General features: G+C 61.2%; 27 protein-coding genes. 14 read left to right on the top strand and 13 right to left on the bottom strand.

Features of this window, described 5'->3' with window-relative positions:
- Positions 1 to 10: 10 nt before the first annotated feature.
- Both ACT7DK_RS09535 and ACT7DK_RS09540 read right to left on the bottom strand, forming a co-directional pair.
- Positions 11 to 1045 (bottom strand): DUF3080 family protein, encoded by a 1035-nt coding sequence (locus tag ACT7DK_RS09535; protein ID WP_445398547.1) that lies wholly within the window; start codon positions 1043 to 1045, stop codon positions 11 to 13.
- The gene (locus tag ACT7DK_RS09540; protein ID WP_445402318.1) at positions 990 to 2399 is read right to left on the bottom strand and encodes an MATE family efflux transporter; all 1410 of its coding nucleotides are present in this window, start codon (positions 2397 to 2399) and stop codon (positions 990 to 992) included. The genes ACT7DK_RS09535 and ACT7DK_RS09540 overlap by 56 nt, the downstream gene beginning before the upstream one ends.
- Before the next feature lie 148 nt (positions 2400 to 2547).
- Here ACT7DK_RS09540 and ACT7DK_RS09545 point away from each other — a divergent pair, with 148 nt between their 5' ends.
- A complete protein-coding gene (locus tag ACT7DK_RS09545; RefSeq protein ID WP_445398549.1) occupies positions 2548 to 3153 on the top strand; it encodes a riboflavin synthase subunit alpha in 606 nt (201 codons plus the stop codon).
- A gap of 42 nt (positions 3154 to 3195) precedes the next feature.
- On the opposite strand, the gene ACT7DK_RS09550 is transcribed toward ACT7DK_RS09545, so the two are convergent.
- From ACT7DK_RS09550 to ACT7DK_RS09560, 3 genes are read right to left on the bottom strand one after another with little or no spacing between them, the layout of a single operon-like run.
- Positions 3196 to 3399, bottom strand: a complete 204-nt coding sequence (locus tag ACT7DK_RS09550) for a CPXCG motif-containing cysteine-rich protein (protein WP_445398551.1) — start codon at positions 3397 to 3399, stop codon at positions 3196 to 3198.
- A 15-nt stretch (positions 3400 to 3414) separates the two neighbouring features.
- Complete coding sequence (locus ACT7DK_RS09555; RefSeq protein ID WP_445398552.1) at positions 3415 to 4161, bottom strand: pteridine reductase; 747 nt, start codon at positions 4159 to 4161, stop codon at positions 3415 to 3417.
- Positions 4162 to 4169: 8 nt separating this feature from the next.
- A complete protein-coding gene (locus ACT7DK_RS09560; protein ID WP_445398554.1) occupies positions 4170 to 5033 on the bottom strand; it encodes a fructosamine kinase family protein in 864 nt (287 codons plus the stop codon).
- Positions 5034 to 5118: 85 nt separating this feature from the next.
- Here ACT7DK_RS09560 and ACT7DK_RS09565 point away from each other — a divergent pair, with 85 nt between their 5' ends.
- From ACT7DK_RS09565 to cobB, 9 genes are all read left to right on the top strand, one after another.
- A complete protein-coding gene (locus tag ACT7DK_RS09565) occupies positions 5119 to 5559 on the top strand; it encodes a tellurite resistance TerB family protein (RefSeq protein WP_445398556.1) in 441 nt (146 codons plus the stop codon).
- A gap of 180 nt (positions 5560 to 5739) precedes the next feature.
- Positions 5740 to 7674, top strand: coding sequence for a threonine--tRNA ligase (gene thrS / locus ACT7DK_RS09570; protein WP_445398558.1), 1935 nt, complete (start codon positions 5740 to 5742; stop codon positions 7672 to 7674).
- Positions 7675 to 7715: 41 nt separating this feature from the next.
- The gene (gene infC, locus ACT7DK_RS09575; RefSeq protein ID WP_445402320.1) at positions 7716 to 8213 is read left to right on the top strand and encodes a translation initiation factor IF-3; all 498 of its coding nucleotides are present in this window, start codon (positions 7716 to 7718) and stop codon (positions 8211 to 8213) included.
- A gap of 76 nt (positions 8214 to 8289) precedes the next feature.
- Positions 8290 to 8487, top strand: coding sequence for a 50S ribosomal protein L35 (rpmI, locus tag ACT7DK_RS09580; RefSeq protein WP_014292509.1), 198 nt, complete (start codon positions 8290 to 8292; stop codon positions 8485 to 8487).
- A 14-nt stretch (positions 8488 to 8501) separates the two neighbouring features.
- Positions 8502 to 8858 (top strand): 50S ribosomal protein L20, encoded by a 357-nt coding sequence (rplT, locus tag ACT7DK_RS09585; protein ID WP_094038210.1) that lies wholly within the window; start codon positions 8502 to 8504, stop codon positions 8856 to 8858.
- Between the two features lie 155 nt (positions 8859 to 9013).
- A complete protein-coding gene (gene pheS, locus ACT7DK_RS09590; RefSeq protein ID WP_445398561.1) occupies positions 9014 to 9997 on the top strand; it encodes a phenylalanine--tRNA ligase subunit alpha in 984 nt (327 codons plus the stop codon).
- 15 nt (positions 9998 to 10012) lie between these two features.
- Entirely contained in the window at positions 10013 to 12400 is a 2388-nt protein-coding gene (gene pheT, locus ACT7DK_RS09595; protein WP_445398563.1) for a phenylalanine--tRNA ligase subunit beta, read from the top strand.
- Positions 12401 to 12404: 4 nt separating this feature from the next.
- On the top strand, positions 12405 to 12710 hold the full coding sequence (ihfA, locus tag ACT7DK_RS09600; RefSeq protein ID WP_445398565.1) for an integration host factor subunit alpha: 306 nt from the start codon (positions 12405 to 12407) through the stop codon (positions 12708 to 12710).
- Between the two features lie 117 nt (positions 12711 to 12827).
- On the top strand, positions 12828 to 13538 hold the full coding sequence (gene cobB, locus ACT7DK_RS09605) for a Sir2 family NAD+-dependent deacetylase (RefSeq protein ID WP_445398567.1): 711 nt from the start codon (positions 12828 to 12830) through the stop codon (positions 13536 to 13538).
- A gap of 270 nt (positions 13539 to 13808) precedes the next feature.
- On the opposite strand, the gene ACT7DK_RS09610 is transcribed toward cobB, so the two are convergent.
- Genes ACT7DK_RS09610 through potA form a run of 4 tightly spaced genes read right to left on the bottom strand, consistent with a single transcriptional unit; the run spans position 13809 to position 17576 of the window.
- A complete protein-coding gene (locus ACT7DK_RS09610; RefSeq protein WP_445398569.1) occupies positions 13809 to 14858 on the bottom strand; it encodes an extracellular solute-binding protein in 1050 nt (349 codons plus the stop codon).
- A gap of 1 nt (position 14859) precedes the next feature.
- Positions 14860 to 15627, bottom strand: a complete 768-nt coding sequence (gene potC / locus ACT7DK_RS09615; RefSeq protein WP_445398571.1) for a spermidine/putrescine ABC transporter permease PotC — start codon at positions 15625 to 15627, stop codon at positions 14860 to 14862.
- Positions 15620 to 16480 (bottom strand): spermidine/putrescine ABC transporter permease PotB, encoded by an 861-nt coding sequence (potB, locus tag ACT7DK_RS09620; RefSeq protein ID WP_445398573.1) that lies wholly within the window; start codon positions 16478 to 16480, stop codon positions 15620 to 15622. Before potB ends, potC begins: the two co-directional genes overlap by 8 nt.
- Positions 16467 to 17576, bottom strand: a complete 1110-nt coding sequence (gene potA, locus ACT7DK_RS09625) for a spermidine/putrescine ABC transporter ATP-binding protein PotA (protein ID WP_445398575.1) — start codon at positions 17574 to 17576, stop codon at positions 16467 to 16469. Before potA ends, potB begins: the two co-directional genes overlap by 14 nt.
- A 225-nt stretch (positions 17577 to 17801) precedes the next feature.
- Here potA and ACT7DK_RS09630 point away from each other — a divergent pair, with 225 nt between their 5' ends.
- Both ACT7DK_RS09630 and ACT7DK_RS09635 read left to right on the top strand, forming a co-directional pair.
- Positions 17802 to 18575 carry a hypothetical protein gene (locus ACT7DK_RS09630; protein WP_445398577.1) on the top strand — a complete coding sequence of 258 codons (774 nt, stop codon included), beginning with the start codon at positions 17802 to 17804 and terminating at the stop codon, positions 18573 to 18575.
- On the top strand, positions 18572 to 19171 hold the full coding sequence (locus ACT7DK_RS09635) for a DUF2987 domain-containing protein (protein ID WP_445398579.1): 600 nt from the start codon (positions 18572 to 18574) through the stop codon (positions 19169 to 19171). The genes ACT7DK_RS09630 and ACT7DK_RS09635 overlap by 4 nt, the downstream gene beginning before the upstream one ends.
- Positions 19172 to 19198: 27 nt before the next feature.
- Here ACT7DK_RS09635 and ttcA read toward each other — a convergent pair whose 3' ends face one another.
- Both ttcA and ACT7DK_RS09645 read right to left on the bottom strand, forming a co-directional pair.
- Positions 19199 to 20122 carry a tRNA 2-thiocytidine(32) synthetase TtcA gene (gene ttcA, locus ACT7DK_RS09640; RefSeq protein ID WP_445398580.1) on the bottom strand — a complete coding sequence of 308 codons (924 nt, stop codon included), beginning with the start codon at positions 20120 to 20122 and terminating at the stop codon, positions 19199 to 19201.
- Between the two features lie 102 nt (positions 20123 to 20224).
- Positions 20225 to 21250 (bottom strand): helix-turn-helix domain-containing protein, encoded by a 1026-nt coding sequence (locus ACT7DK_RS09645; protein WP_445398581.1) that lies wholly within the window; start codon positions 21248 to 21250, stop codon positions 20225 to 20227.
- 214 nt (positions 21251 to 21464) lie between these two features.
- Between ACT7DK_RS09645 and ACT7DK_RS09650 the strand changes: the two genes are divergently transcribed.
- Together ACT7DK_RS09650 and ACT7DK_RS09655 are read left to right on the top strand one after the other, a co-directional pair.
- A complete protein-coding gene (locus ACT7DK_RS09650) occupies positions 21465 to 21803 on the top strand; it encodes a DUF805 domain-containing protein (RefSeq protein ID WP_445398583.1) in 339 nt (112 codons plus the stop codon).
- A 14-nt stretch (positions 21804 to 21817) separates the two neighbouring features.
- Positions 21818 to 22363, top strand: a complete 546-nt coding sequence (locus tag ACT7DK_RS09655) for a hypothetical protein (RefSeq protein ID WP_445398585.1) — start codon at positions 21818 to 21820, stop codon at positions 22361 to 22363.
- Between the two features lie 100 nt (positions 22364 to 22463).
- Here ACT7DK_RS09655 and uspE read toward each other — a convergent pair whose 3' ends face one another.
- Both uspE and ACT7DK_RS09665 read right to left on the bottom strand, forming a co-directional pair.
- On the bottom strand, positions 22464 to 23378 hold the full coding sequence (uspE, locus tag ACT7DK_RS09660) for a universal stress protein UspE (RefSeq protein WP_445398587.1): 915 nt from the start codon (positions 23376 to 23378) through the stop codon (positions 22464 to 22466).
- Positions 23379 to 23405: 27 nt separating this feature from the next.
- Positions 23406 to 24152 (bottom strand): FNR family transcription factor, encoded by a 747-nt coding sequence (locus tag ACT7DK_RS09665; protein ID WP_445398589.1) that lies wholly within the window; start codon positions 24150 to 24152, stop codon positions 23406 to 23408.
- Between the last annotated feature and the right edge of the window lie 28 nt (positions 24153 to 24180).

The following is a 24180-nucleotide window of genomic DNA, read 5'->3' on the forward strand; positions in this document are numbered from 1 at the left end:
GAACTATTGTTCAAGTCGGTGAAATATCGCACCGGGCCAGGAAGCGTTGCCACAGCCGGGCATGGGCCAGGGCCTGCTCCCGGTAGCGGGTGTAGACCAGGCTGTCGAGCCCCCGGGCGAAATGGCGGCGGTAATCGGCCAGCCTGTCGTTGCTTGGCATTGGCGGGCTCAGGGTACGTTCCAGCAGGGGGGCCAGTTGCACGAACTGGCGATCGAGCCGGCTGAAGTAGGCCTGAATGCCCCTGATGTAGTAGTGCTGCATGGCGTTGCGTAGCCGTTCGGCCTGCTCCCGGCCCCGGGGACCGCAATCGAACTGCTCAAGCTGCCGCAGGAAATCGATGCTCTGCTCGAGGTAATGGGCGGCACTGTGCAGGGAGTAGAACAACTGTCCCAGGTAATCGTTGTCATAGAGGCCGCTGAGGGCGTGATTCAGTTCCCGGCCGGTGAGAGGAACCGGCTCGGCCAGCCCCCGAGCCTGGCGATAGAGGCGATCGAACAGGGCAAAGGCCGCCACTGTCTCCTGATAGCCACCCTGCTCGGCAAAGCGCAGAGCCCGGGCACGGGGCATCAGGGCGGCGCGGATTTCCGGCTCGGCCACCATCATGTTCCAGTGGTAGCCGGGCAGCAGGGGGGCTTTCAGGGACTCGACCTCGGTCAGCCAGTCCTGCAGGGACGGATCCTCGGCCCGGACCAGGCAGTCGCGCAGTCCCTGCTGGAACTGCAGGTGATAAAGCAGTATGGCGGCGGCACTCTGACTCTTGCCCACCGGGCTGTTGTGCTCGCCGACCAGGCCGAGCAGCCGGCACTCGCCGAGCTTGAGGGTATCGAGCAGGCCGGCGGTGACCCGTTGTTGCTGCTGCTGCAGCCGCCGCTGGGGCGGCAGTGGAGGCAGAGGCGCGGGCGCGGGCAGGGACGGGGGCGAGACCTCCAGCACATTGGCCACCCGGGCCAGGTAGGTCTGGAAGTGCCGCTCCAGTTCGTTGTGGGGGTTACAGGCCGTCAGCCAGAGACAGAGCAGCCCGATCACGTTGTTCCACCCTTTCATAGATAATGCGCAACCGCCAGATCAACATGAATGCCGCTACCGATAAGCCTATCAGAAAACCGATCCAAAAGCCGTGCGGGCCCATGGCCGGGACCAGCCAGTCGGTGAGGCCCAGCACCATGCCCACGGGCAGGCCGCACAGCCAGTAGGCCACCAGGGTGATATAGAAAATCACCTGGGTGTCCTTGTAGCCTCGCAGGGCGGCGGCGGCGATGACCTGGGCCGAGTCGGAAATTTGGTACAGTGCCGCCAGCAGCAGCAGGCTGGAGGCGAGTTCGAGTACGCCCGCGTTATCGGTATAGATGCCGCTTATCCGGTCCCGGCCAAGCATGGTGGCCAGGGCGGTGAACACCGCCAGCGCACAGCCGAACACCAGGCCGGCGATGCTGGCGACCCTGGCCTGGCGGGTGCAGCCTTCGCCCAGGCTGTGACCGACCCGGATGGTCAGGGCCATGCCGAGGCTCAGGGGCAGCATGAACACCAGGCTGGAGAAGTTGATGGCGATCTGGTGGCCGGCGACCACTTCAGAGCCCAGTGGAGCCAGCAGCAGTGCCACCACGGTGAACAGGGTGACTTCGCAAAAAATGGCCATGGCGATGGGAAAGCCCAGGCGGAAGATACGGCTGATCTGGCGCCAGTCCGGGTTACTCGGCGCCCGGAAGACGGTAAAGCGTTGCAACAGGACACAGCGGCGGCTATAGATCACCATGGCCGCCAGCATGGCCCAGAACACCAGCGCCGAGGCATAGCCACAGCCCACACCGCCGAGGGCCGGCAGGCCCAGCTTGCCGTGGATCAGCACGTAATTGGCCGGCACGTTGACGGCCAGGCCGATAAAACCGATGACCATGGTCGGCAGGGTGTGGGACAGGCCTTCGCTGAAGTTGCGCAACACCTGGTAGAGGGCATAGGCCGGCATGCCCCAGAGGATACCGTGCAGATAACCGCTGGTCTTCTCGGCCAGCACCGGCTCGACATTCATCCAGTGCAACGCCAGGGGAGAATAATAGAGGGCGAGCCCGGCGGGCACCATCACCAGCAGGGTCAGCCAGAATCCCTGGTGCACGGCACCGGCCACCTCCCGATGGCGACGGGCGCCGTTGAGTTGCGATATGATGGGGGTCAGCGCCATCACCACCCCCTGTACCAGCAGGATGATCGGCAGCCAGAAGCTGGTGGCCACTGCCACCGCCGCCATGTCGGTGGCGCTGACCTGACCGGCCATGACGGTATCGACAAAGCTCATGGCAGTCTGGGCTATCTGGGCGACCAGTATGGGGCCGCAGAGCCGCAACAGGTGCAGGGTTTCGCAAAGATAGGGCTTAAGCGCCATCCTGTGGTTCTCGCTCGGCATCATGATGGGACGGATCGCTGCCGACTCACGGATTCTCGGGTCCGCTGGGTAAAGAAGGCTCGGGGAGGCCGGCAGGTGTTGGCAATATAGCCTTGTTCGTGGCATTTTCCCAGTATCTTCAACTATCTATCAATATTGGATAAGAACTATGTTTACCGGAATTGTGCAAGGTCAGGGAACTGTGCTTGAGATCATCGACAAAACCGATTTTCGCACCCATGTGGTCCGGCTGCCGGAGGCCTTGCTGCCCGGGCTGGAACTGGGCGCCTCCGTGGCCCATAACGGTTGCTGCCTGACCGTGACCCGCATCGAGGGGGACAGGGTGAGCTTCGACCTGATGGCGGAAACCCTGAGGGTCACCAACCTGGGGCGGCTTGAGGTGGGCGACAGGGTCAACCTGGAGCGGGCGGCACGCTTTGGCGACGAGATCGGCGGCCATGCCATGTCCGGGCACATCATGGCCCAGAGCGAGCTGCTGGGGCGGCAGGAGAGCGAAACCAACACCAGCCTTTGGTTTGCCTTACCGAGCGAGCTTGGCAAGTATGTGTTTACCAAGGGGTATGTCGGTATCGACGGTATCAGCCTGACCCTGGGTGAGGTACGTTCGGATCGCTTCGTCGTACACCTGATCCCCGAAACCCTGGCAAGGACCAATATGGGAAGCATCCAGGTGGGGCAGAAGGTCAATATCGAGATCGATCCCCAGACTCAGGCGATTGTGGACACGGTTGAACGGGTGATGGCGACGCGATAGTGTTATGCCAACATGCATGTGGAAGACCACACTCCGCCCGGTTCAAAAGTACTGCTCGTCGTCCGCATCCACGGTAACCGTCACCTCCTCGGTCTCCCTGTTGCATTTGATGGTGATATGCATGGAGTTACAGCAGGCCAGACAATCTTCGTAGTAGTCCTGATCGCCGTCGGAAGCATCCACCATGATGCGGGTATGATGCCCGCAATGGGGACAAACGATGTTTTGCTCGAAATAATCACGCATGGGCTTGTCCTCGGATCAGGCCTCGGGAAGTCCCCGGCAGGAGCGGCCGCCGTCCAGGGCGATGATCTGCCCGGTCAGGTAGCCTGGCCCCCCCAGCAGAAAGGCGGCGGTCTCGGCGATTTCCCGGGGTTCGCCCAGCCGTCCCATGGGAATGGACGCCAATACTCGCTGTTTTTGCTCATCGTTCAGTTCATGCTCGGGCCAGATGATGGCGCCGGGGGCGATGCCATTGACCCGCACCCTTGGGGCCAGTTCGACGGCCAGGCTCCGGGTCAGGGTGGCCAGGGCATTCTTGGCCATGCTGTAGAGCAGGTGGTGCTGTAGTCCCTTTTCGGCATGGATGTCGACCATGTTCACTATGGCGCCCCGGTTCTGCTTCAGCGCCGGGGCCAGGGCCTGGATCAGGAAATAGGGGGCGGCGGCGTTGGTGGTGGACAGCTCCTGCCACTGGGCCGGGGTCGCCTCACCGAAGGGAGTAGGGTAAAAGGCGGACGCATTGTTGACCAGACCGTCGAGGCGGCCGAAGCAGCTCAGTGCCCGATCGGCCATGTCCTTGAGTTCATCGAGCCGGGTCAGATCCTGGTACAACAGGCGAACGCTGTCGGGCCTGTGTTCATTGAGTTCCCGGGCAAGGCTGGTCGCCGCTTGTTCGCTGTGATGATAGTGCAGGACCAGCCGATAACCTGCTTGATGCAGAAAACGACTCATTTCGGCACCGATTCGCTTGGCAGCACCGGTAATCAACACCACGGGGTGGGGCATAAAGTCTCCTAGCTGGCTACGACCCGATAAAGACACTCTTTGGCTTCATCGACATAGGGCTCGCCAAAGTGGTTCACATGATTGAGCAGGTGATACAGGTTGTAGAGTTCACGCCGTTCGCCATAGCCTTCATCCAACGGCCAGACAGCGTTATAGCCTTGGTAGAACGCATGAGGAAACTGGCCGAACAACTCGGTCATGGCGATATCCGTTTCCCGATCACCGAAATAGCTGGCGGGGTCAAACAGCACCCCCATATGTTCGCTGAAGGCAAGATTGCCACGCCACAGGTCACCGTGCAACAAGGAGGCGCGAGGGTGATGGTTGGCCAGGCGCAGCTTGATGGCCCCGACAATTTCCTCGATATCGCCGAAACGGATGCCTTTTTCCTCCAATAATTTCAGTTGCCAGCCAATCCGCTGTTCGGCGAAGAAGGTTGACCACTTCTTGTGCCAGGCATTAGGTTGGACGCTGGTTCCGAGAAAATTGTCTTCGTCCCAGCCGTACATGGGCTGGCTGTGGCTCTGGTGAAGGTGGGCCAGCTGGCGACCGAACATGTGCCAGTCCTGCTCATTCGATTCGCCCAGTATCAAGTATTCCAGTACCAGGAAACTGCTGCTGACGGTGATGCCACAGCAGATAGGCTTGGGCACCAACAGGGTCTGGGTACGCAACAGATGTTCGAGGCTGTTCCATTCGCAGCGGAACATATCCACCCAGGCACGGTCATTTAACTTAACGAAGTAGCTGGTGTGGCCGTCGGACACCCGGAAGGCCTGATTGATATCCCCCCCGGACAATGGTTTCTTATCCAGGATATGGAAGTCAGTGCCGGTTGCTTCCGAGATCTGACTGGCGATCACTTGCCACATAACGCCTCCACTGACGCGTGTTTTGTCAACAGTATAGGCCATGCGGGCCAGGGCAAAACCCACCGGGATCAAAATTGGAGACTTCATGATTAATAAGATAAAAAAATGGTTTGAAGGCACCCTGCCTACTGCCCCCATCGCACTCAGTGAAGAGGTCGCCGTGGCCGCCCTGCTCACCGAGGTGATGTTGGCCGATGGCGAAGCGAACGGGCATGAACAGCGGCGCATGGAGCAGTTGCTGGCCCGCCTGTTCGGCCAGAGCCAGGAAGAAGTGCACGACTGGCTGGAGCAGGGCCGGACCCAGCAGCAGGAGGCGGTGTCCCTCTACGAATTCACCTCCCGCCTCAAGACGCTGCCGATAGGGCAGCGGGAGGCCATACTGCACGCGCTCTGGCTGATTGCCTTCACCGATGGCCGGCTGGATCCCCTTGAAGAAGCGGTGATCCGCCAGGTTGCCGATCTGCTCTACATTCCCCACAGTCGCTTTATCCAGCTGAAGCACAAGGCCGAACGGCAGGGCGGGTGACGCAGCCATGGCGACCGCCGGCCGATTCTGCTAGAGTCTGCAGTCCCCGACCTGTGCCGCCGGGTAGCACCATAAGGCGCGCCAGACTGGCAAGGTAAAGCCAGATGGTCGGAACGGTAGACCCCTTTTCACACACTACATGTGCACTTTGGTAGGGTGCACCACTGTTAAGGACATTGCATGCCGACAATTACTCTTCCCGATGGCAGCCAGCGCCATTTCGACCATCCCGTGACCGTGCTCGACGTGGCCCAGGACATCGGCGCCGGCCTGGCCAAGGCCTGTATCGCCGGCCGGGTAGACGGCGAACTGGTGGATGCCTGCGAACTCATCAACCACGACGCCACCCTGGCCATCATCACCGCCAAGGATCAGGACGGCCTGGAGATCATCCGCCACTCCTGCGCTCACCTGCTGGGCCACGCCATCAAACAGCTGTGGCCCCAGACCAAGATGGCCATCGGTCCGGTGATCGACAACGGCTTCTATTACGATGTGGATCTGGACCACACCCTGACCGAAGAAGACATCGAGAAATTGGAGGCCCGCATGCTGGAGCTGGCCAAAACCGAGTATCCGATCGTCAAGAAAAAGGTCAGCTGGCAGGAAGCGCGGGACACCTTCGCCCGTCGGCACGAGCCCTACAAGATAGAAATCCTGGATCAGAACGTCAGCCAGCACGACAAGCCGGGGCTCTACCACCACGAAGAATACATCGACATGTGCCGGGGGCCGCACGTGCCCAACATGCGTTTCTGCCAGCACTTCAAGCTGCAGAAGGTGTCCGGCGCCTACTGGCGGGGCGATTCCAAGAACAAGATGCTGCAGCGCATTTACGGTACCGCCTGGGCCGACAAGAAGGCGCTCAAGGCCTACCTGACCCAACTGGAAGAAGCGGCCAAACGCGATCACCGCAAAATCGGCAAGCAGCTCGACCTCTACCACATGCAGGAAGAAGCGCCGGGCATGGTGTTCTGGCACCACGACGGCTGGACCATCTTCCGTGAACTGGAGCACTTCGTACGCGACAAGCTCAAGGAGTACGGCTACGAGGAGGTCAAGGGCCCCTTCATGATGGACCGGGTGCTGTGGGAAAAATCGGGGCATTGGGACAAATACGCCGAAAACATGTTCACCACCAGCTCCGAAAACCGGGAATACGCCATCAAGCCGATGAACTGCCCGGGTCACGTGCAGATCTTCAACCAGGGGCTCAAGTCCTACCGGGATCTGCCGCTGCGCATGGCGGAATTCGGCTGCTGCCACCGCAACGAGCCGAGCGGTGCGCTGCACGGCCTGATGCGGGTGCGCGGCTTTACCCAGGATGATGCCCATATCTTCTGTACCGAAGAGCAGATCCAGGAAGAGGTCTCCGCCTGTATCCGCATGGTGTACGACACCTACGGCACCTTCGGCTTTACCAATATCGCGGTCAAGCTGTCGACCCGGCCGGAGAAGCGCATCGGCAGCGACGAGATCTGGGACAAGGCGGAGCTGGCCCTGGAAGAAGCGCTCAAGGCCAACGGCATCGCCTATGAGCTGCAGCCGGGGGAGGGCGCCTTCTACGGACCCAAGATCGAATTTACCCTGCACGATTGCCTGAACCGGGCCTGGCAATGCGGCACCGTCCAGCTCGACTTCGCGCTGCCGGGCCGGCTGGGGGCCAGTTATGTGGGCGAAGACAACGACCGCCATGTACCGGTGATGATCCACCGTGCCATCCTGGGCTCCATCGAGCGCTTCATCGGCATCCTGATCGAGGAATACGCCGGGCTGTTCCCGACCTGGCTGGCCCCGACCCAGGTGGTGGTGCTCAATATTACCGACAACCAGGCCGACTATGCCCGCCATCTTGCTAACAGTTTGAATAATGTTGGCATTCGGGCCAAAGCGGACTTGAGAAATGAGAAGATAGGCTTTAAAATCCGCGAGCATACTCTGAAGCGGGTACCTTTCATGCTGGTTTGCGGCGATAAAGAAGTCGAAGCCGGCCAAGTAGCGGTTCGTACCCGGAAAGGACAGGATCTCGGCACCTTCGACGTAGAAGCGCTGACCCAGCTGATTCAGCAGGAGATCCGGACCCGCGGCAAGAACACAGTGGAGGATAGGTTATAAAAGGCGCTAAAAAAGGGGGCAAACCTGCTCCTCGCAACCGACTGAATGAAGAAATCCGACTGAAAGAAGTCCGTCTGGTCGGCCTGGAAGGCGAAGCACTGGGCATAGTGTCCATCAATGAGGCACTCGAGGCCGCCGCCGCCGCAGGCGTAGACCTGGTGGAAATCAGTCCCAATGCCGAGCCGCCCGTCTGCCGTATCATGGATTACGGCAAGTTCCTCTACGAGAAGAGCAAGGCTACCAAGGAACAGAAGAAAAAGCAGAAACAAATCCAGGTCAAGGAAATCAAATTCCGGCCAGGTACCGATGAAGGCGACTATCAGGTAAAACTACGCAACCTGGTTCGCTTTTTGGAAGAGGGCAACAAAGCCAAGGTCACGCTGCGGTTCCGCGGTCGTGAAATGGCGCACCAGGAACTCGGGTTCGATTTGCTCAACCGCATCAAGGCGGATCTGGACGAATTGGCCCTGGTCGAGGCCTTTCCCAAGCTGGAAGGGCGTCAGGCCGTCATGGTGCTGGCCCCGAAGAAAAAACAGTAAGGCCCTGCAAGTAGCCGGGCAACACCGTTGCCCGGCTCGCCTTGCTGTTTGTTGTTATTAACAATGCGGAGTTTTTATGCCGAAAATGAAATCGAACAAGGGCGCTGCCAAGCGCTTCAAGAAAACCGGCTCCGGTGGCTTCAAGCGCAAGCAGTCCCACCTGCGTCACATCCTCACCAAGAAAAGCACCAAGCGCAAGCGTCAGCTGCGCGGCAAGTGTCTGGTAGCTGCGTCCGACGTCGCCCAGATCAAGTCCATGCTGCCGACCGCTTAAGAGGAGAGTGAACAATGCCAAGAGTTAAACGTGGTGTTACTGCCCGCGCTCGTCACAAGAAAGTACTGAAGCAGGCCAAAGGTTACTACGGTGCCCGTTCGCGCGTCTATCGCGTTGCCGTCCAGGCCGTAACCAAGGCCGGTCAATATGCCTATCGTGACCGTCGCCAGAAAAAACGTCAGTTCCGTCAACTGTGGATCGCCCGTATCAACGCCGCGGCCCGTCAGAACGGCCTGTCCTACAGCCGTTTCATCGATGGCCTGAAAAAAGCCTCCGTTGAAATCGATCGCAAGATCCTGGCTGATATCGCCGTACACGACAAGACCACCTTCACCGCTTTGGTCGCCAAAGCCAAAGAAGCCCTGGTTTAAGTCGCTGCGCGATATAGATGAAATAAGGAGGCTCCGGCCTCCTTTTTTGTTGGTCCCCGGCCGGCCCAGTGGTGGCGGAAAAGGGGCATTTCCTTTATTATCAAGGCCTTTCACATTATTTAGCGTCCGCCAAGGCGGGCAAGTACGAGGAACACATGGATCAGCTGGAAGACGTGATCGTCAAAGCACAGGCGGAGATCCAGGCTGCCGCCAACGCCGTCGAACTGGATGAAATCCGGGTCCACTATCTGGGCAAGAAGGGGATCTTTACCGAGCAGTCCAAGGCCCTGGGCAAGCTCTCGGCCGAAGAACGCCCTGCCGCCGGCCAGGCCATCAACCACGCCAAGCAGGCGGTCACCGACGCCATCAACAACAAGCGCGACGCGCTGCAACAGGCCGAACTGAACCAGAAGCTGGCTTCCGAGACCCTGGACATCACCCTGCCCGGGCGCCGCCAGTCGGCCGGCGGCCTGCACCCGGTGACCCGCACCATCCGCCGCATCGAAGCCCTGTTCGGCGAACTCGGTTTCCAGGTGGCGGAAGGCCCCGAGATCGAGGACGACTTCCATAACTTCGATGCCCTCAATATCCCGGCGCACCATCCGGCCCGCACCGATCACGACACCTTCTACTTCAACCCCGAGCTGATGCTGCGCACCCACACCTCCGGCGTCCAGATCCGCACCATGGAGCAGCAGCAACCGCCCCTGCGCGTCATCGCCCCGGGCCGGGTTTATCGCAACGACTACGATCAGACCCACACCCCCATGTTCCATCAGGTGGAAGGCCTGCTGGTGGACGAGAACGTCAGCTTCACCCACCTGAAGGGCGTGCTGCACGATTTCCTCAACAATTTCTTCGAGGCGGATCTGCAGATCCGTTTCCGTCCCTCCTACTTCCCCTTTACCGAGCCCAGTGCCGAAGTGGACGTGATGGGCAAGAACGGCAAGTGGCTGGAAGTACTGGGCTGCGGCATGGTGCACCCCAATGTGTTGCGCGCGGTCGGCATCGATCCCGAGCGCTACAGCGGCTTCGCCTTCGGCATGGGGGTCGAGCGCCTGACCATGCTGCGTTACGGCGTCAATGACTTGCGCGCCTTCTTCGAAAATGATCTGCGTTTTCTCAAGCAATTCCGGTAAGCGGCAGGAGCAATAATGAAATTTTCAAAATCATGGCTGGATGAATGGGTGGCGACCGGTCTGGATGCCGAGGCTCTTGCCGAGCAGATCACCATGGCCGGCCTGGAAGTCGACGACATCACCCCGGTGGCCGGTGCCTTCAGCCAGGTGGTGGTGGGGCAGGTGGTCGAGTGCGGCCAGCACCCGGATGCGGACAAGCTCAGGGTGACCAAGGTCGACGTGGGCGCAGAAGAACTGCTCGACATCGTCTGCGGCGCCCCCAACTGCCGCCAGGGCCTCAAGGTGGCGGTGGCTGTGGTCGGTGCCGTGCTGCCCGGCGACTTCACCATCAAGAAAGCCAAGCTGCGCGGCCAGCCCTCCCACGGCATGCTCTGCTCCTATAGCGAACTGGGCATGGATGTGGACTCGGATGGCATTATCGAGTTGCCGGCCGATGCGCCCATCGGTGCCGGGGTGCGCGATTACCTGCGTCTCGACGACGCCATTATTGAAGTGGATCTGACCCCCAACCGGGCCGACTGCCTGAGTCTGGCCGGCTTGGCGCGGGAAGTGGGCGTGCTGAACCAGCAGGATGTGAACTGGCCCGAGATCCCAATGGTACCGGCCAGCATCGACGAGCGGGTCGAGATCCGGCTGGACGCCCCGGCGGCCTGCCCGCGTTATCTCGGGCGGGTAGTGAAGAACATCGACGTCAAGGCCGAAACGCCCCTGTGGATGCAGGAAAAACTGCGTCGCTGCGGCATCCGCAGCATCGATCCGGTGGTGGACATCACCAACTTCGTGCTGCTGGAGTGGGGCCAGCCCATGCATGCCTTCGATCTGGCCCGGCTCGATGGCGGCATAGTGGTGCGCCAGGCGGAGCCGGGCGAGAAGCTGATCCTGCTCGACGGCAATGAGGTCAGCCTGAACGGCGATACCCTGGTGATCGCCGACAGCCAAAAAGCCGTGGCCATGGCCGGCATCTTCGGCGGCGAGGCCACCGGGGTGAATGAAAACACCCGGGACGTGTTGCTGGAATGCGCTTTCTTCAGCCCGCTGTCGATCACCGGCCGGGCCCGCAGCTATGGCCTGCACACCGACTCCTCCCACCGTTTCGAGCGGGGCGTGGATTACCAGCTGCAGCGCAAGGTGATGGAGCGGGCCACCGCGCTGTTGCTGGACATCTGCGGTGGCGAGGCCGGTCCCGTGGTCGAAGCGGTGTCCGAGGCGCACCTGCCGGTGCGTGCCAGCATCACCCTGCGCCACGGCAAGCTGACCCGGCTGCTGGGGATCAACATTCCCGCCACCCAGGTCACCGACATGCTGGCCCGCCTGGGACTGGAGGTCACCCCCACCGGCGATGACTGGCAGGTAGAGGTACCGAGCTACCGGTTCGATATCGCCATCGAGGAGGATCTGATCGAGGAAGTGGCCCGCATCTACGGCTACAACCGCATTCCCAACGTGGCGCCCCTGGCCCGGCTCGACATGTCCCGCCAGCGGGAGGCGAGCCTGCCGCTGGGTCGGCTGAAGGACGCCCTGGTGGATCTGGGCTATCAGGAAGCCATTACCTACAGCTTCGTGGACCCGGAGCAGCAGCGGCTGCTGTTCCCCCAGGTCGCGCCCCTGGTGCTGCCCAACCCCATCGCCGCCGACATGTCCGCCATGCGGGTGTCCCTGTGGCCGGGGCTTATCCAGGCGGCGGTCTACAACCAGAACCGCCAGCAGGCGCGGCTGCGTCTGTTCGAACAGGGTCTGACCTTCATCCCCGATGAGGCTGCCGAAAACGGCGTGCGCCAGACCCCGGTGCTGGCCGGTCTGTTGCTGGGCCCGGTGGTGGACGAGCACTGGGACATGGCCGCCAGGGGCGTGGACTTCTTCGACCTCAAGGGCGACGTGGAAAGCCTGCTGGCCCTCGGTGCCGATGAGCTGAGTTTCGCCTTCGCCCGCACCGACATCGAGGCCCTGCACCCGGGACAGTCCGCCGCGCTGTTGCGGGCCGGCCGTCAGGTGGGACTGCTCGGCGCCCTGCACCCCAGTCTGCTGAAGAAGCTGGGTCTCAAGTCCCAGGCCTATCTGTTCGAGATCGAGCTTGCGGCCCTCACCGAGCGGGTCGTGCCCGAAGCCGGTGAGGTGTCCCGTTTCCCGGCCAACCGCCGGGATCTGGCCCTGGTGGTGGAGCGGTCGACCGCTGCCGGCGATATCCTTGATTTAGTTAGGAAAGTTGGCGGAGATCAATTGGTTGGCTTAAACTTGTTTGACGTGTACCAAGGACAAGGTATTGCCGATGGCAAGAAGAGCCTGGCGCTCAGCTTGGTGTTGCAGGATACCCAACGGACTTTGGAAGAGAAGGAGATCGCCGAGACGGTGGCGCGCATCGTGTCCGCCCTTTCCGACGAGTTTAATGCTTCCTTGAGGGATTAAGCGTATGGCGTTAACCAAGGCCGACATAGCAGAGCATCTGTTCACCGAGCTTGGCATGAGTAAACGTGATGCCAAGGAGATGGTCGAAGCGTTTTTCGAGGAAATCCGCAGCGCGCTGGAGCAGGGTGAGCAAGTCAAGATTTCCGGTTTCGGCAATTTTGAACTACGCAACAAGGGGGAGCGCCCCGGGCGCAATCCCAAAACCGGGGAAGACATTCCCATCTCGGCCAGGCGGGTGGTCACCTTTCGCCCCGGCCAGAAGCTCAAGGCCAGGGTAGAAAACGCGACACTGCTCGACAACCCAGAGTAACCCTCCAAAGCCAGGCACATCGCCTGGCTTTTTGTTGGTTAGACTAAGGCAGCATTGGCCTGTGCTTCGCTATGCTGTTAGCCTAACCACAAGTTCATCCAGCAGAGGCATGCCTCCGTGCGCAAAGGCAATATTGTAATCCTCACCGGGGCCGGCATCTCGGCCGAGTCGGGCATCAAGACGTTCCGGGCCAGCGACGGCCTGTGGGAAGAGCATCGCATCGAGGACGTCGCCACCCCCGAGGGCTACCAGCGGGATCCCGAACTGGTGCACAGCTTCTACAATGCCCGCCGGGCGCTGCTGCAGACGGTAGCACCGAATGCCGCCCACCATGCCCTGGCCCGGCTGGAGGCGGAATGGCCGGAGCGGGTAACCCTGGTCACCCAGAACATCGACGATCTGCACGAACGGGCCGGCAGCCGGAATGTGCTGCACATGCACGGGGAATTGCTCAAGGCCCGCTGTCCCCATTCCAACCAGACGGTGGCCTGGACGGGCCCGCTGCACCACACGGATCTGTGCCACTGCTGCCAGTTTCCCGAGCCGCTGCGGCCGCACGTGGTCTGGTTCGGCGAAATGCCGCTGCTGCTGGATCGCATCTATCAGGCCCTGAGCGAGGCTACCCTCTTCATCGCCATCGGTACCTCGGGCAACGTCTACCCGGCGGCGGGCTTCGTGCACGAAGCCGCCATGCACAACGCCCATACCATCGAAATCAACCTGGAGCCGAGCCTGGTCAACAACCATTTCGACGAACACCGCTACGGCCCGGCCACCCGGATGGTGACCGCCTATGTGGAGGAGCTGCTGGCGGGCAGGAAAAAATAGCAAAAAGCCCGCATGATGCGGGTTGCCGACAGCACTTCGGGCTGGTCTAGACGGGCAACACAAATGCCAAAACAGGCGGGTAAAGGGAACAGCGCCGCTGAGCGTCACATACCAGGGATGGCATGTGTCGAGCGTCACAAGGATGTGCTTGCAGCGTGTCGGCGGAGTTGGCCCTTTGGCCGACTCATGCCGGTAAAACAGATGACGTTGTCATCCACTGGAAAGCCCGCATCATGCGGGCTTTGATCGTTATGGGGGAGGGGAAGGTCCTTAGTTGGAGCGCAGCCGTACCCAGTGCCCTTCGTAGATCGCGAGCACTTCGTCGCCCAGGTCGTCCTGGAAGTGGCCCTTGGCCACGGTCTCGCCGCTCGGGAACAGCACCTGGTTTTCGGCCACCTCGGCGGGCAGCAGGGCCTTGGCGCCCTGGTTGGGCACCGCTATGCCCAGCTCCTCGATGATGCTCGCCGCGATTTCGGGGCGCATCAGGAAGTCGATAAACTGGTGGGCGGCATCCACCGACTTGGCGTTGCTCGGAATGGCGGCGCTGTCCACCCAGAAGATGGCGCCTTCCTCCGGATAGATGTACTCCAGGTTCATGCCATCCTGCTGGGTCTTGTAGGCCTGGTCGCTCCAGATCAGGCCGAGGGAGGCCTCGCCGGTCACATAGGGCATGCGCGGGTTGTCGGAGTTGTACAGCAGCACGTTGTCCTTCAGCGCCTGCAGCTTTTCGTACGCGGCCTTGATTTCCGCCGGATCCTTGCTGTTGGCGGAATGGCCCAGGGTCAGCAGCGCCATCTGGAAGTTCTCGCGAATGTCGTCGGTCAGCATCAGCTGGCCCTGCCAGCGGCTGTCCCACAGATCGGCCCAGGAGTCCACCTCGGCGTCGGCCAGTTCGTCCCGGTTGAGGGCGATGGCGGTGCTGCCGAAGGCGTAGGGCACGCTGTAGCGGTTGCCCGGATCGAACTCCCGGTCGAGCAGGCTCGGCTCCAGCTGCTCCAGATGGGGCAGCTTGCTCTTGTCGAGCGGCTGGAGCATGCCTTCCCGCGCCATCTTGCTCAGCATGTAGCTGGAGGGGAAGATCAGATCGTAGCTTTCGCTGGCCCCGCTGGTCTGCAGCAGTTTCAGCTTGGCATAGAGCGCCTCGTTGGAGTCGAAGGTGGCGTAATCCACCTTGACGCCGGTTTCCTTGGTGAACTGGGTCAGCACGCCGTCGGGCAGATATTCGGCCCAGGCGTAGACGGAAAGACGGTCTTGGGCCTGCGCCACCAGGGGCAGGCTGGCGGCCACCGCGATGGCCAGAGGACGAAACCAGGATTGCATATCAGCGTTTATCCCTTAACAGAAATTGAGACGTCACCACCAGCACCAGCGACACCGCCAGCATGATGGTGGCCAGGGCGTTGACCTCGGGGGACACGCCCACCTTGACCATGGAATAGATTTTCAGCGGCAGGATCTCATAGGCCGGACCGGTGACGAAGGAGCTGACGATCACATCGTCCAGGGACAAGGTGAAGCTCAGCAGCCAACCGGCGGCAATGGCGGGCCTGGCCAGCGGGAAAATGATTTTCCTGAAGGTCACTAACTCACTGGCACCCAGATCCTTGGCGGCTTCCAGCATGCGCAGGTCGAACCCCTTGAGGCGTGAATACACGGTGATCACCACAAAGGGAAGACAGAAGGTGATGTGGGCAAACAGCAGCGACCAGAAGCCGAGCGAAATGCCCAACACCACGAACAGGGCCAACAGCGAGATGGCCATGACGATGTCCGGCGACATCATCACCACGAACAGCATGCCGCCCACGAAGCCCTTGCCGCGGAAGCGGTAACGGTACAGGGCCACCGCCGCCAGGGTGCCGATCAACGCCGCAAAGGTGGCGGACACCAGGGCGATGGTCACCGAATGGCGGGCCGCCTCCATCAGGCCGGCGTTGTCGAGCAGGCGGCTGTACCAGTCCCAGGTAAAGCCGTCCCAGCGGATACCGTAGCGGGAGCGGTTGAAGGAGTTGGCGATCAGCACCCCGATAGGGATGTACAGATAGGCGAACACCAGCAGCAGGAAGCCGCCCTTGAACCACTTAATCATCGATGGATACCTTCTTGTTCAGCAGCTTGCCCACCCGGTAGTAGACGAAGATCAGGGCCGCCATCAGCACCGTCAGGGTCACGCTGGTGGCCGAGCCGAAGGGCCAGTCGCGGATGTTGAGGAACTGGGTCTTGATGATGTTGCCGATCAGCAGGTTCTTGGCACCGCCCAGCAGGTCCGAGATATAGAACATGCCCATGGCCGGCAGGAACACCAGCAGGCAGCCGGCCACGATGCCGGGCATGGTCAGCGGCACTATCACCCGGAAGAAGCGGGACCAGGCACCGGCGCCCAGATCCCGGGCCGCCTCCAGCAACCGGCCGTCCAGCTTTTCGATGGCCGAATACAGCGGCAGTACCATGAAGGGCAGCAGTATGTACACCAGGCCGATGATCACCGCCACTTCGGTGAACATGATGCGCAGGGGCTGGTCGATAAGGCCGAGTCCGAGCAGGGTATTGTTGAGCAGCCCCTTGGTGCCGAGGACCACCTTGAGCGCATAGGTGCGGATCAGGGAGTTGGTCCAGAACGGCACTATCACCAGAAACAGCAGCAGCGGTCGCCAGCGCCGGGGGCACTGGGCGATGATAAAGGCGAAGGGATAGCCCAGCAGCAGGCACAGCAGGGTGGCGGTGCCGGCCATGAACACCGAGTGCCACAGCACCTGGAAATACAGGGGATCGAACAGCCGGCCGTAGTTTTCCAGGCTGAACACCAGACTTACCAGGCTGGCGTGATCCCGGGTCAGGAAACTGGTGCCGATGATCATCAGATTGGGCATGAACACGAACAGCAGCAGCCAACCGACGATCAGACCGACCGCGACGTTGCGAAAACCGTTAGTGTTGTTCATAGGGCAGGACCACCTCCCAGCGGTCGACCCAGTGAATGTCCACCTGCTGGCCGATGCGATAGTCGAAGTCGGGATCGTCCTCGTCGAAAAACTCGGAGATCAGTACCCGGTGGCCGGACTCCAGCTCCACCAGGGAGTCCAGGGTAGCGCCCTTGTAGTGGCGGTCGATGATGCGCCCGGGCACGCCCTCGGAAGGGGCATCCGGGCTGCGCACCTTCATGCGTAAATCCTCGGGACGCAGCAGCACGCACACCTTGTCGCCGGCATCGAAGGGGTACTGGCTGTGCACCAGGCAGCGCCGCCCTTCCACCTGGGCGTGCCAGGCGCCGGCCTCGCCGGCGGGGGTGAGCAGCTCGCCATCCATGATATTGATCTCGCCGATGAATTTGGCCACGAACAGGTTGGCGGGGGATTCGTAGATCTCCTTGGGGGCACCGTCCTGCACGATTTTGCCGCCCTGCATCACCACGATGCGATCGGACATGGACAGGGCCTCTTCCTGATCGTGGGTGACGAACACGAAGGTGATGCCGAGCCGGCGCTGCAACTGCTTGAGTTCGGTCTGCATCTGCTTGCGCAGCTTGTAGTCGAGGGCACTCAGTGACTCGTCGAGCAGCAGCACCTTGGGTCGGTTGACCACGGCGCGGGCGATGGCGATGCGCTGCTGCTGGCCGCCGGACAGCTGGTGGGGATAGCGGTTGGCCATCTGCTCCAGCTGCACCATCTTCAGCGCCTCCATCACCCGGGGGCGGATTTCCGCCGCCGGTACCTTCTGCATGCGCAGGCCGAAGGCCACGTTGTCGAAGATGGACATGTGGGGGAAGAGGGCATAGCTCTGGAACACGGTGTTGACGTGGCGCAGCTCGGCAGGCACCCGGGTGATGTCTTCCCCGGCCAGGTGGATATGGCCGCTGTCCGCGTCCTCCAGTCCCGAGATCAGGCGCAGCACCGTCGTTTTGCCGCAGCCGGACGGGCCCAGGATAGTGAGGAATTCGCCGTCATAAATGGATAAGTCCAGGTTGTCTATGATAGCTTTGCCGTCGAACTGCTTGCTGATACCGGTCAGGGAGACCAGCGGGGGGGTGTGTTCGGCCATTTGCCCTTATTCACCTCGATGAAAACGCGCCGCGTTCTGGTTTGAAAATGAGCGCGCATTCTAGACCCCGGCCCTCGGAAAGCAAAGCGAATTTTTATGCGTGAACGATGCGGATTTGCTGTTTGTGCTTTCGACAAATTCCCCAATTTTTATAATGGGTTAGCCTGGCTTTCCCCGGCGGCGTCATCCGTTATAATGTCGCCACCCTTGAAATGAGAACGCATTATGAATGAACCACGATTTGCCCGGTTGCAGCGCTCGCTGGAGCAGGGCTTCGAACTGGCCCCCAAGGCCGTGCTGCAGGAAGCCTGGGGACGGATCCATGGCGCCAAGCTGCCGATCCTGCTGGCCGCCATCGGCGTGGTCGGCTGCTGGCTGCTGCTCAACCAGCTGCTGGTGCTGACCGGCGGGGAAGGGGAAGAGTCCGTGTGGAGCGCCAGCCTGCTGGGCCTGGCCATCTCCATGGTGATGGCGCCCATGAGCGGGGGCCTGGACATGATGGGCATCCACCGGGCGGTGGACAGGCCCATCCGCCCCAGCCAGATCTTCGACTATTTCCGCTCCCTGCTGCCCCTGGCCCTGGCCAGCCTGCTCATGGGCATCATCACCAGCCTGTTCCTTCCCCTGGGCCAGAGCCTGGGGCTGCCGCCCATGCTGACCATGCTGCCGACCCTGGTACTGAGTGTGGCGCTGATGTTCACCTTTCCGCTGATCCTGGAGAAGGGCCTGAACCCGCTGCAGGCCATCCTGACCTCGCTCAGGCTGTTTGCCCGCCAGTGGATGGCGTTGCTGCTGCTCCATATGCTGCTGGTGCTGTGCTTCATGGCGGCGGTGATGACCTTCGGCATCGGCCTTATCTGGGTAGCCCCCCTCTACATAGTGGTCAAGGGCATCATCTACCGCGAAGCCTGCGGCGTGGAAGGCGCCGGCCCGACGGCGCGCGAAGGCGAGCCGCAGCCCTCTTCCTTCAACCAGTCCAAGGATCGTTTCGACGCATGAAGACGCCAGCGATAGTCATGCTGCTGGCCCTGGCCAGCACCGGTGCGCAGGCCGAGTCCCTTACCCTGGGATACAGCGGCTTTTACAAGCATATGGAAACCGTGGCCAAGGCCAGGGTGGAGCGGGCCGAGCTCGGCTTCTACCTGAGCCGGCAGGATGGCCAGGGCCTCTGCCATATCGAGTCCGGCACCGTGCAGGTGGCCGGGGCGATCCGGGGTGAGGTAGAGCCGCTGCCCCACGGCCAGTTCCTGCTGCCCTTCGACAAACAGCTGGATCTGGACAAGGCGGTGGTGGCCCTGGAAGTGGAGCGGCCGCAGCGGTGCGATATATCCATCCGCATCCAGGCCGAGCTGCCCGCGGGGGACGTCAGCCTGGCCGAACTGCGCCAGATACGGGATGAGATGCATGTGCTGCTGCAGAAGATGGCGGGCTGGCCGGGGAAATATTTTGTGCCGGAACTGAAAGGGTTACACCTGACACCGGCCGAGCCGGGGCAGAGCCTGAATGGCGAGGCGAGGCTGGAGCTGTCCGACCAACAGCTGGCCGCCGAGCGGAGCCTGGCGCTGCCGGCGGTGCGGATCAGTCCCTGGCTGTAACTCAAAAAGGCGCCTCGGCGCCTTTTCTTATTTCACTTCAATAATCTGCAGCCGCTCGCCGAAATCGGCTTCGTTTTCTTCACCGTCTTCGTCGATAAAGCGGGGCGAGAGCTCCGGCTTGTCGAAGGCGAGATCGCCGCCGTCGATCACCCCCGAATCCCGGTCGACGCCCTTGAAGTCGAACAGCTGGTGATCCAGCAAGTGGGAGGGCACCAGGTTCTGCAGCGAGCGGAACATGCTTTCGATGCGGCCGGGGAAACGGCGATCCCAGTCCTGCAGCATGGTCTTGATCGCCTGGCGCTGCAGGTTCTCCTGGGAGCCGCACAGGTTGCAGGGGATGATGGGGAAGGCCCTGGCCTCGGCGTAGCGCACCAGGTCCTTTTCCTTGCAGTAGGCCAGAGGACGGATCACCACGTGCTTGCCGTCGTCGCTCACCAGCTTGGGCGGCATCGACTTCAGGGTACCGCCGTAGAACATGTTGAGCAGCAGGGTTTCCAGGATGTCGTCCCGGTGATGACCCAGGGCGATCTTGGTTGCGCCCAGCTCGGTGGCGGTACGGTACAGGATGCCGCGGCGCAGGCGGGAGCACAGCGAGCAGGTGGTCTTGCCTTCCGGGATCTTGTCTTTGACGATGGAGTAGGTGTCTTCCTCGACGATCTTGTACTCCACCCCCAGCTCGTCCAGGTAAGCCGGCAGCACATGCTCGGGAAAGCCGGGCTGTTTCTGATCCAGGTTGACCGCGACGATGTCGAAACGGATGGGGGCATGGGCCTGCAGGTTGCGCAGTATGTCGAGCAGGGCGTAGCTGTCCTTGCCGCCGGACAGGCAGACCATGACCCGGTCGCCGTCCTCGATCATGTTGAAGTCGGCGATGGCTTCGCCCACGTGGCGTCGCAGCCGCTTCTGCAGCTTGTTGAAGTTGTACACTTGCTTGGCAGTTTGAACTGACATGATGACCCCGGCCAAAAAAACTGGGGCTATTATAGTGACTGGCGCCCCGAGGGCAAGGCGCCAGTGGCGGGATCGGACGGCCGTTGCGTCGTCGGCGCCGAATCAAGACTCCGATGCCGAAGACCGACGACGAAAGGCGCTCGGCGTCTGTCCGGTTACCCGGCTGAACTCGCGGTTAAAGTTGGATTTCGTCTGAAAGCCGGAATTGAGATAGACCTGAGTAATGCTTTCATCGCTGGTCAGCAGCCGCTCTTTGGCATGCCCAATCCGGTATTCGTTGAGCACCTTGGAAAGGTTACGGCCATGAACCTGATTCACGGCCATGGATATCTGCCGTGCCGGAATGGTCAGTTTTCGCGACAGGCGGCTCAGGGTTAAATCCGGATCGAGAAACGCCTGCTTTTCACGCATCAGCGTATCCAGTTTAGCGATGATTGCGTTGGCTTCGCCATCGCTGAGTACAGCTTGCGTCGGGGGATCGAGCTCGGATGGTGCGCTTTCAGCAGCCTCGTTCGGTTGAGTACTCCGGCCGACCATCACCACCGCCAGGGCCAGCGTCGGCAGCAGCAAGGTGTAACCGGTGGCGAGAATATAGATGGCATGGGCCCCATCATAGCGGGCAAAATCCAGTGTCAGTGCGCCATCGATGCAGGCCGAGAACAGCAACATGCAGCCGGCCATCCGTTCGGCATATTTCACCCATTCCACATCCGACAAGCGCACTTCCGATGCCATGGTGCCTGATGAGCGAAGCAGCGCGATCCCGTAACCGATATAGAGCATCGTCAGCATCAGATCCAGGGGGGCATGCCAGTAGGGATAGCCCAGCGCAGCGGCCGCCACGACGACCGGGCCCGCCCAGTGCAGTGGCGACAGCCGCCCCGGCTGATGGGCCCGTTTGCAACAGTACCATGCCGCCATGGGGACCAGAGCGGCACAGACCGGCTGCAACATGCGGAATATCGCCATATCCAGCGCCCATCGGAGTCCGACGATGGCGGTTGTCAAGGCACATAGACCGGCGAACAGGCCGGCCGATTTTCCTTCCCGGGACGGTTTTACCCACAAGATGACAGCCAGTAAAAACAGCAGCAGTGAGACAACAAAGGGCAGGGGAACGGCGATCATAAGGTTTCCATTTTACGGCAGAGTCCGTTAGCCGGTGTATCAAGCCTACCCATTTCCATGTATTGCGTGAAGTGCCCGATGTCCCGAAACCCGTTTTGGGAAGTCCTGGAACCGGATCGAGGACGCCGGAGCGCTGCGGTTGAGTCATCGTACCCCTGTCCGCCCGCCCCGCCCGCCCGGCTCGTGGCGTGCAATTCCAACGAGGAGATGACTAATGAAATGGTATTGGCAGACCTGGCAACGGAGCCTGGTCTTTTCAGGCCGGGCATCACGCCGGGCATTCTGGATGTTCTTTCTGATTAACCTGCTTGTCAGCGTGGCGCTGGTGGCTCTGGAAATGGGCGGGGGCACTCCGGCATGGCTGGAGATTGCCTACAGCATCGCCAGTTTTGTTCCGCTGTTGGCGGTGACGGTGCGCCGTTTGCACGATACCGGGCGTTCTGGCTGGTGGGCGGCGATATTTTTTGTCCCGGTGATCGGTGTCATCGCGTTGCTGCTGATGTTGGGGCAGCAAGGTGATCCACGAGCCAACGTATATGGCATGGCTTCATGACAGGAGAAAAGACGATGAGATCAGCCCGTGTAATGTCAGGAATGTTGCTTGCTCTGAGCAGTGCTTTGGCCGTAGCGCAGGAGACACCATCCGACGCTGACCTCCTGCCCGCCGACGTCCGGGGGATGGTTGTGATCCCGACCGTTGCAGAAGGCAGTCTGCTCTATTTGCACGGCATCGCCGGAGAAGGTGCCTATATCAGCCGCAACGAGGCGGGAGACCTCTGCATGGTGAAGCCGTTGCACATAGTGGCGGGCCACTTTGAAGAGGGCGGGATCCGCATTCATGAAACCGGGCCCCTGACGTTGCGTATCTACAGTGATCGGATTTCTGCTTCGCTGAAAAAAGGCGAGCAGGTGACCAGCGAAAGCCTGCGTGTGACCGACGAGGAGGACGATAACGGCAGCGACGTGGTGATTGAAAATGGCATGAGTCGTCGAATGCATTTCATTCTCAACCCCCGCCGAAAATGGACGTCCTGGCTGCGTGGTGAAACGCCGAAATCCAACTGCGAAACGGTAGCGGAAGAGGAAATTGAACGGCTGCTGAGTCAACGCTGATACCCGCCTCGGCCAACGAATTGGGGCCGTCGGCCGAGGCGGATACGCTGGTGAGACTCGAATGTCTGTCGCCTTGGGTCAAGAACGCCGGTTTTAATGGTTAGGCTGCATCGGGGCGCAGCACCAGCACGTCGCAGTTCAGCTTGTCGATGACATGCTCGGCGGTGTTGCCGAGCAGGGCGGCGGACAGCCCGGTACGGCCCACCGAGCCCAGGATCACCAGGCTGGCATTGATTTCGTCGGCACAACGGGGGATCACTTCTTCCGCCAGCCCTTCCTGCAGGTGCAGCACCTTGGGCTCCAGCTCGAAGCGCACCGCATATTCATAGAGCGCCCGCTCATGGTGTTTCTTCACCGCTGCGTTGTAGGCGTGGGGGTCGAAGTCGGGCAGCTCCAGCGCCATGTTCACCGGGGTAATGGGGTAGGCGTTCACCAGGTGCAGGGTAGAGGACAGCAGTCGGGCCACCTCGGCACTCTCGCCGATGATCTTGTTGTTGAGCGCCTCCTGGGCCGTGTCGTCGCTGCAGCAGTTGACCGCCGCCAGCACATGGCCGCCCATGGGCCAGTCCCGCTCCTTGACCAGCAGCACCGGACAGGGGCATTTGCGCAGCAGATGCCAGTCGGTGGGGGTGAAGATGAAGGACTGGATCAGGGCATGCTTGTGGGTGCTCTTTACCACCAAATCGTGGTTGCCGTCCTGCACCTGCTGGATGATGGCCTCGAAGGGGCGGCTGTGCCAGACCACTTTCAAATCGAAGCGGATTTTGCTGTCCGCATAGGGCTCGAGCAGGGTCTTCAGCCATTCTTCCCGCCCCTGGACCACCCCTTCGCGCATTTCGTCCCGCTCTTCGCTGGACAGCATGGAGGTCATCTCGTAGGAAAAGTCGTAGATGGGCAGGAACAGGGTGACGGCGGCGTCGTCCTCGAGGGCGGCGACGGATACCGCCCGGTGCAGGGCCGGCTGGGTCTCGGCGACCGGATCGACGACCACCAGAATGCGTTGATACTTGATCATAAACAGCCCCTTGGTTGCGAGTGATGCTCAGGTCGATGCCGGTGCGCCGGCCAAACAGGCCAGTTCGGACAAATCCAGGATACGGATATACTTGCCGTCCACCTCGATCAGGTTGCTCTTCTGGAAGCGGCCCAGCAGCCGGCTGACCGTTTCGACGGTAAGGCCGAGGTAGTTGCCGATATCACCCCGGGTCATGGTGAGGCGAAACTCGCGGGGCGAGAAGCCGCGCTGGGAATAACGGGTGGACAGACCGTGGAGAAAGGCGGCCAGGCGTTCTTCTGCGGTCTTTTTGGACAGTAGCAGTATCATCTGCTGGTCGCCATTGATTTCGTTGCTCATCAGCCGCATGATCTGCTGCCGCAGCCGGGGCATCTTGCCCGACAGATCGTCCAGGATCTCGTAGGGGATCTCGCACACCATGGCGGTTTCCAACGCCTGGGCGAAGGAGGGATGGGTGCCGGTGTTGATGGCATCGAATCCGACCAGGTCGCCGGCCAGGTGGAAGGCGGTGATCTGCTCATCGCCCTGCTCGGTGATGGTGTAGGACTTGACGGTGCCGGCCCGGATGGCATAGAGCGATTTCAGCTCCTCACCGGCCTTGAACAGCTCCTGGCCCTTCTGGATGGGTTTCTTGCGCTCTATGATGTTGTCCAGCTCGTCCAGCTCGTCGGAATTGAGACCGAGCGGAATGCATAACTGGCTGATGCTGCAGTCCTGGCAGTGGATGGCACGACCGGTGGGGGCTGCTTTGATGACTTTAGACTGATTTCCCATGGGCTCGACACTTTATCTTGGTATCACA

The sequence above is a fragment of the Zobellella sp. An-6 genome (genome assembly GCF_052487945.1).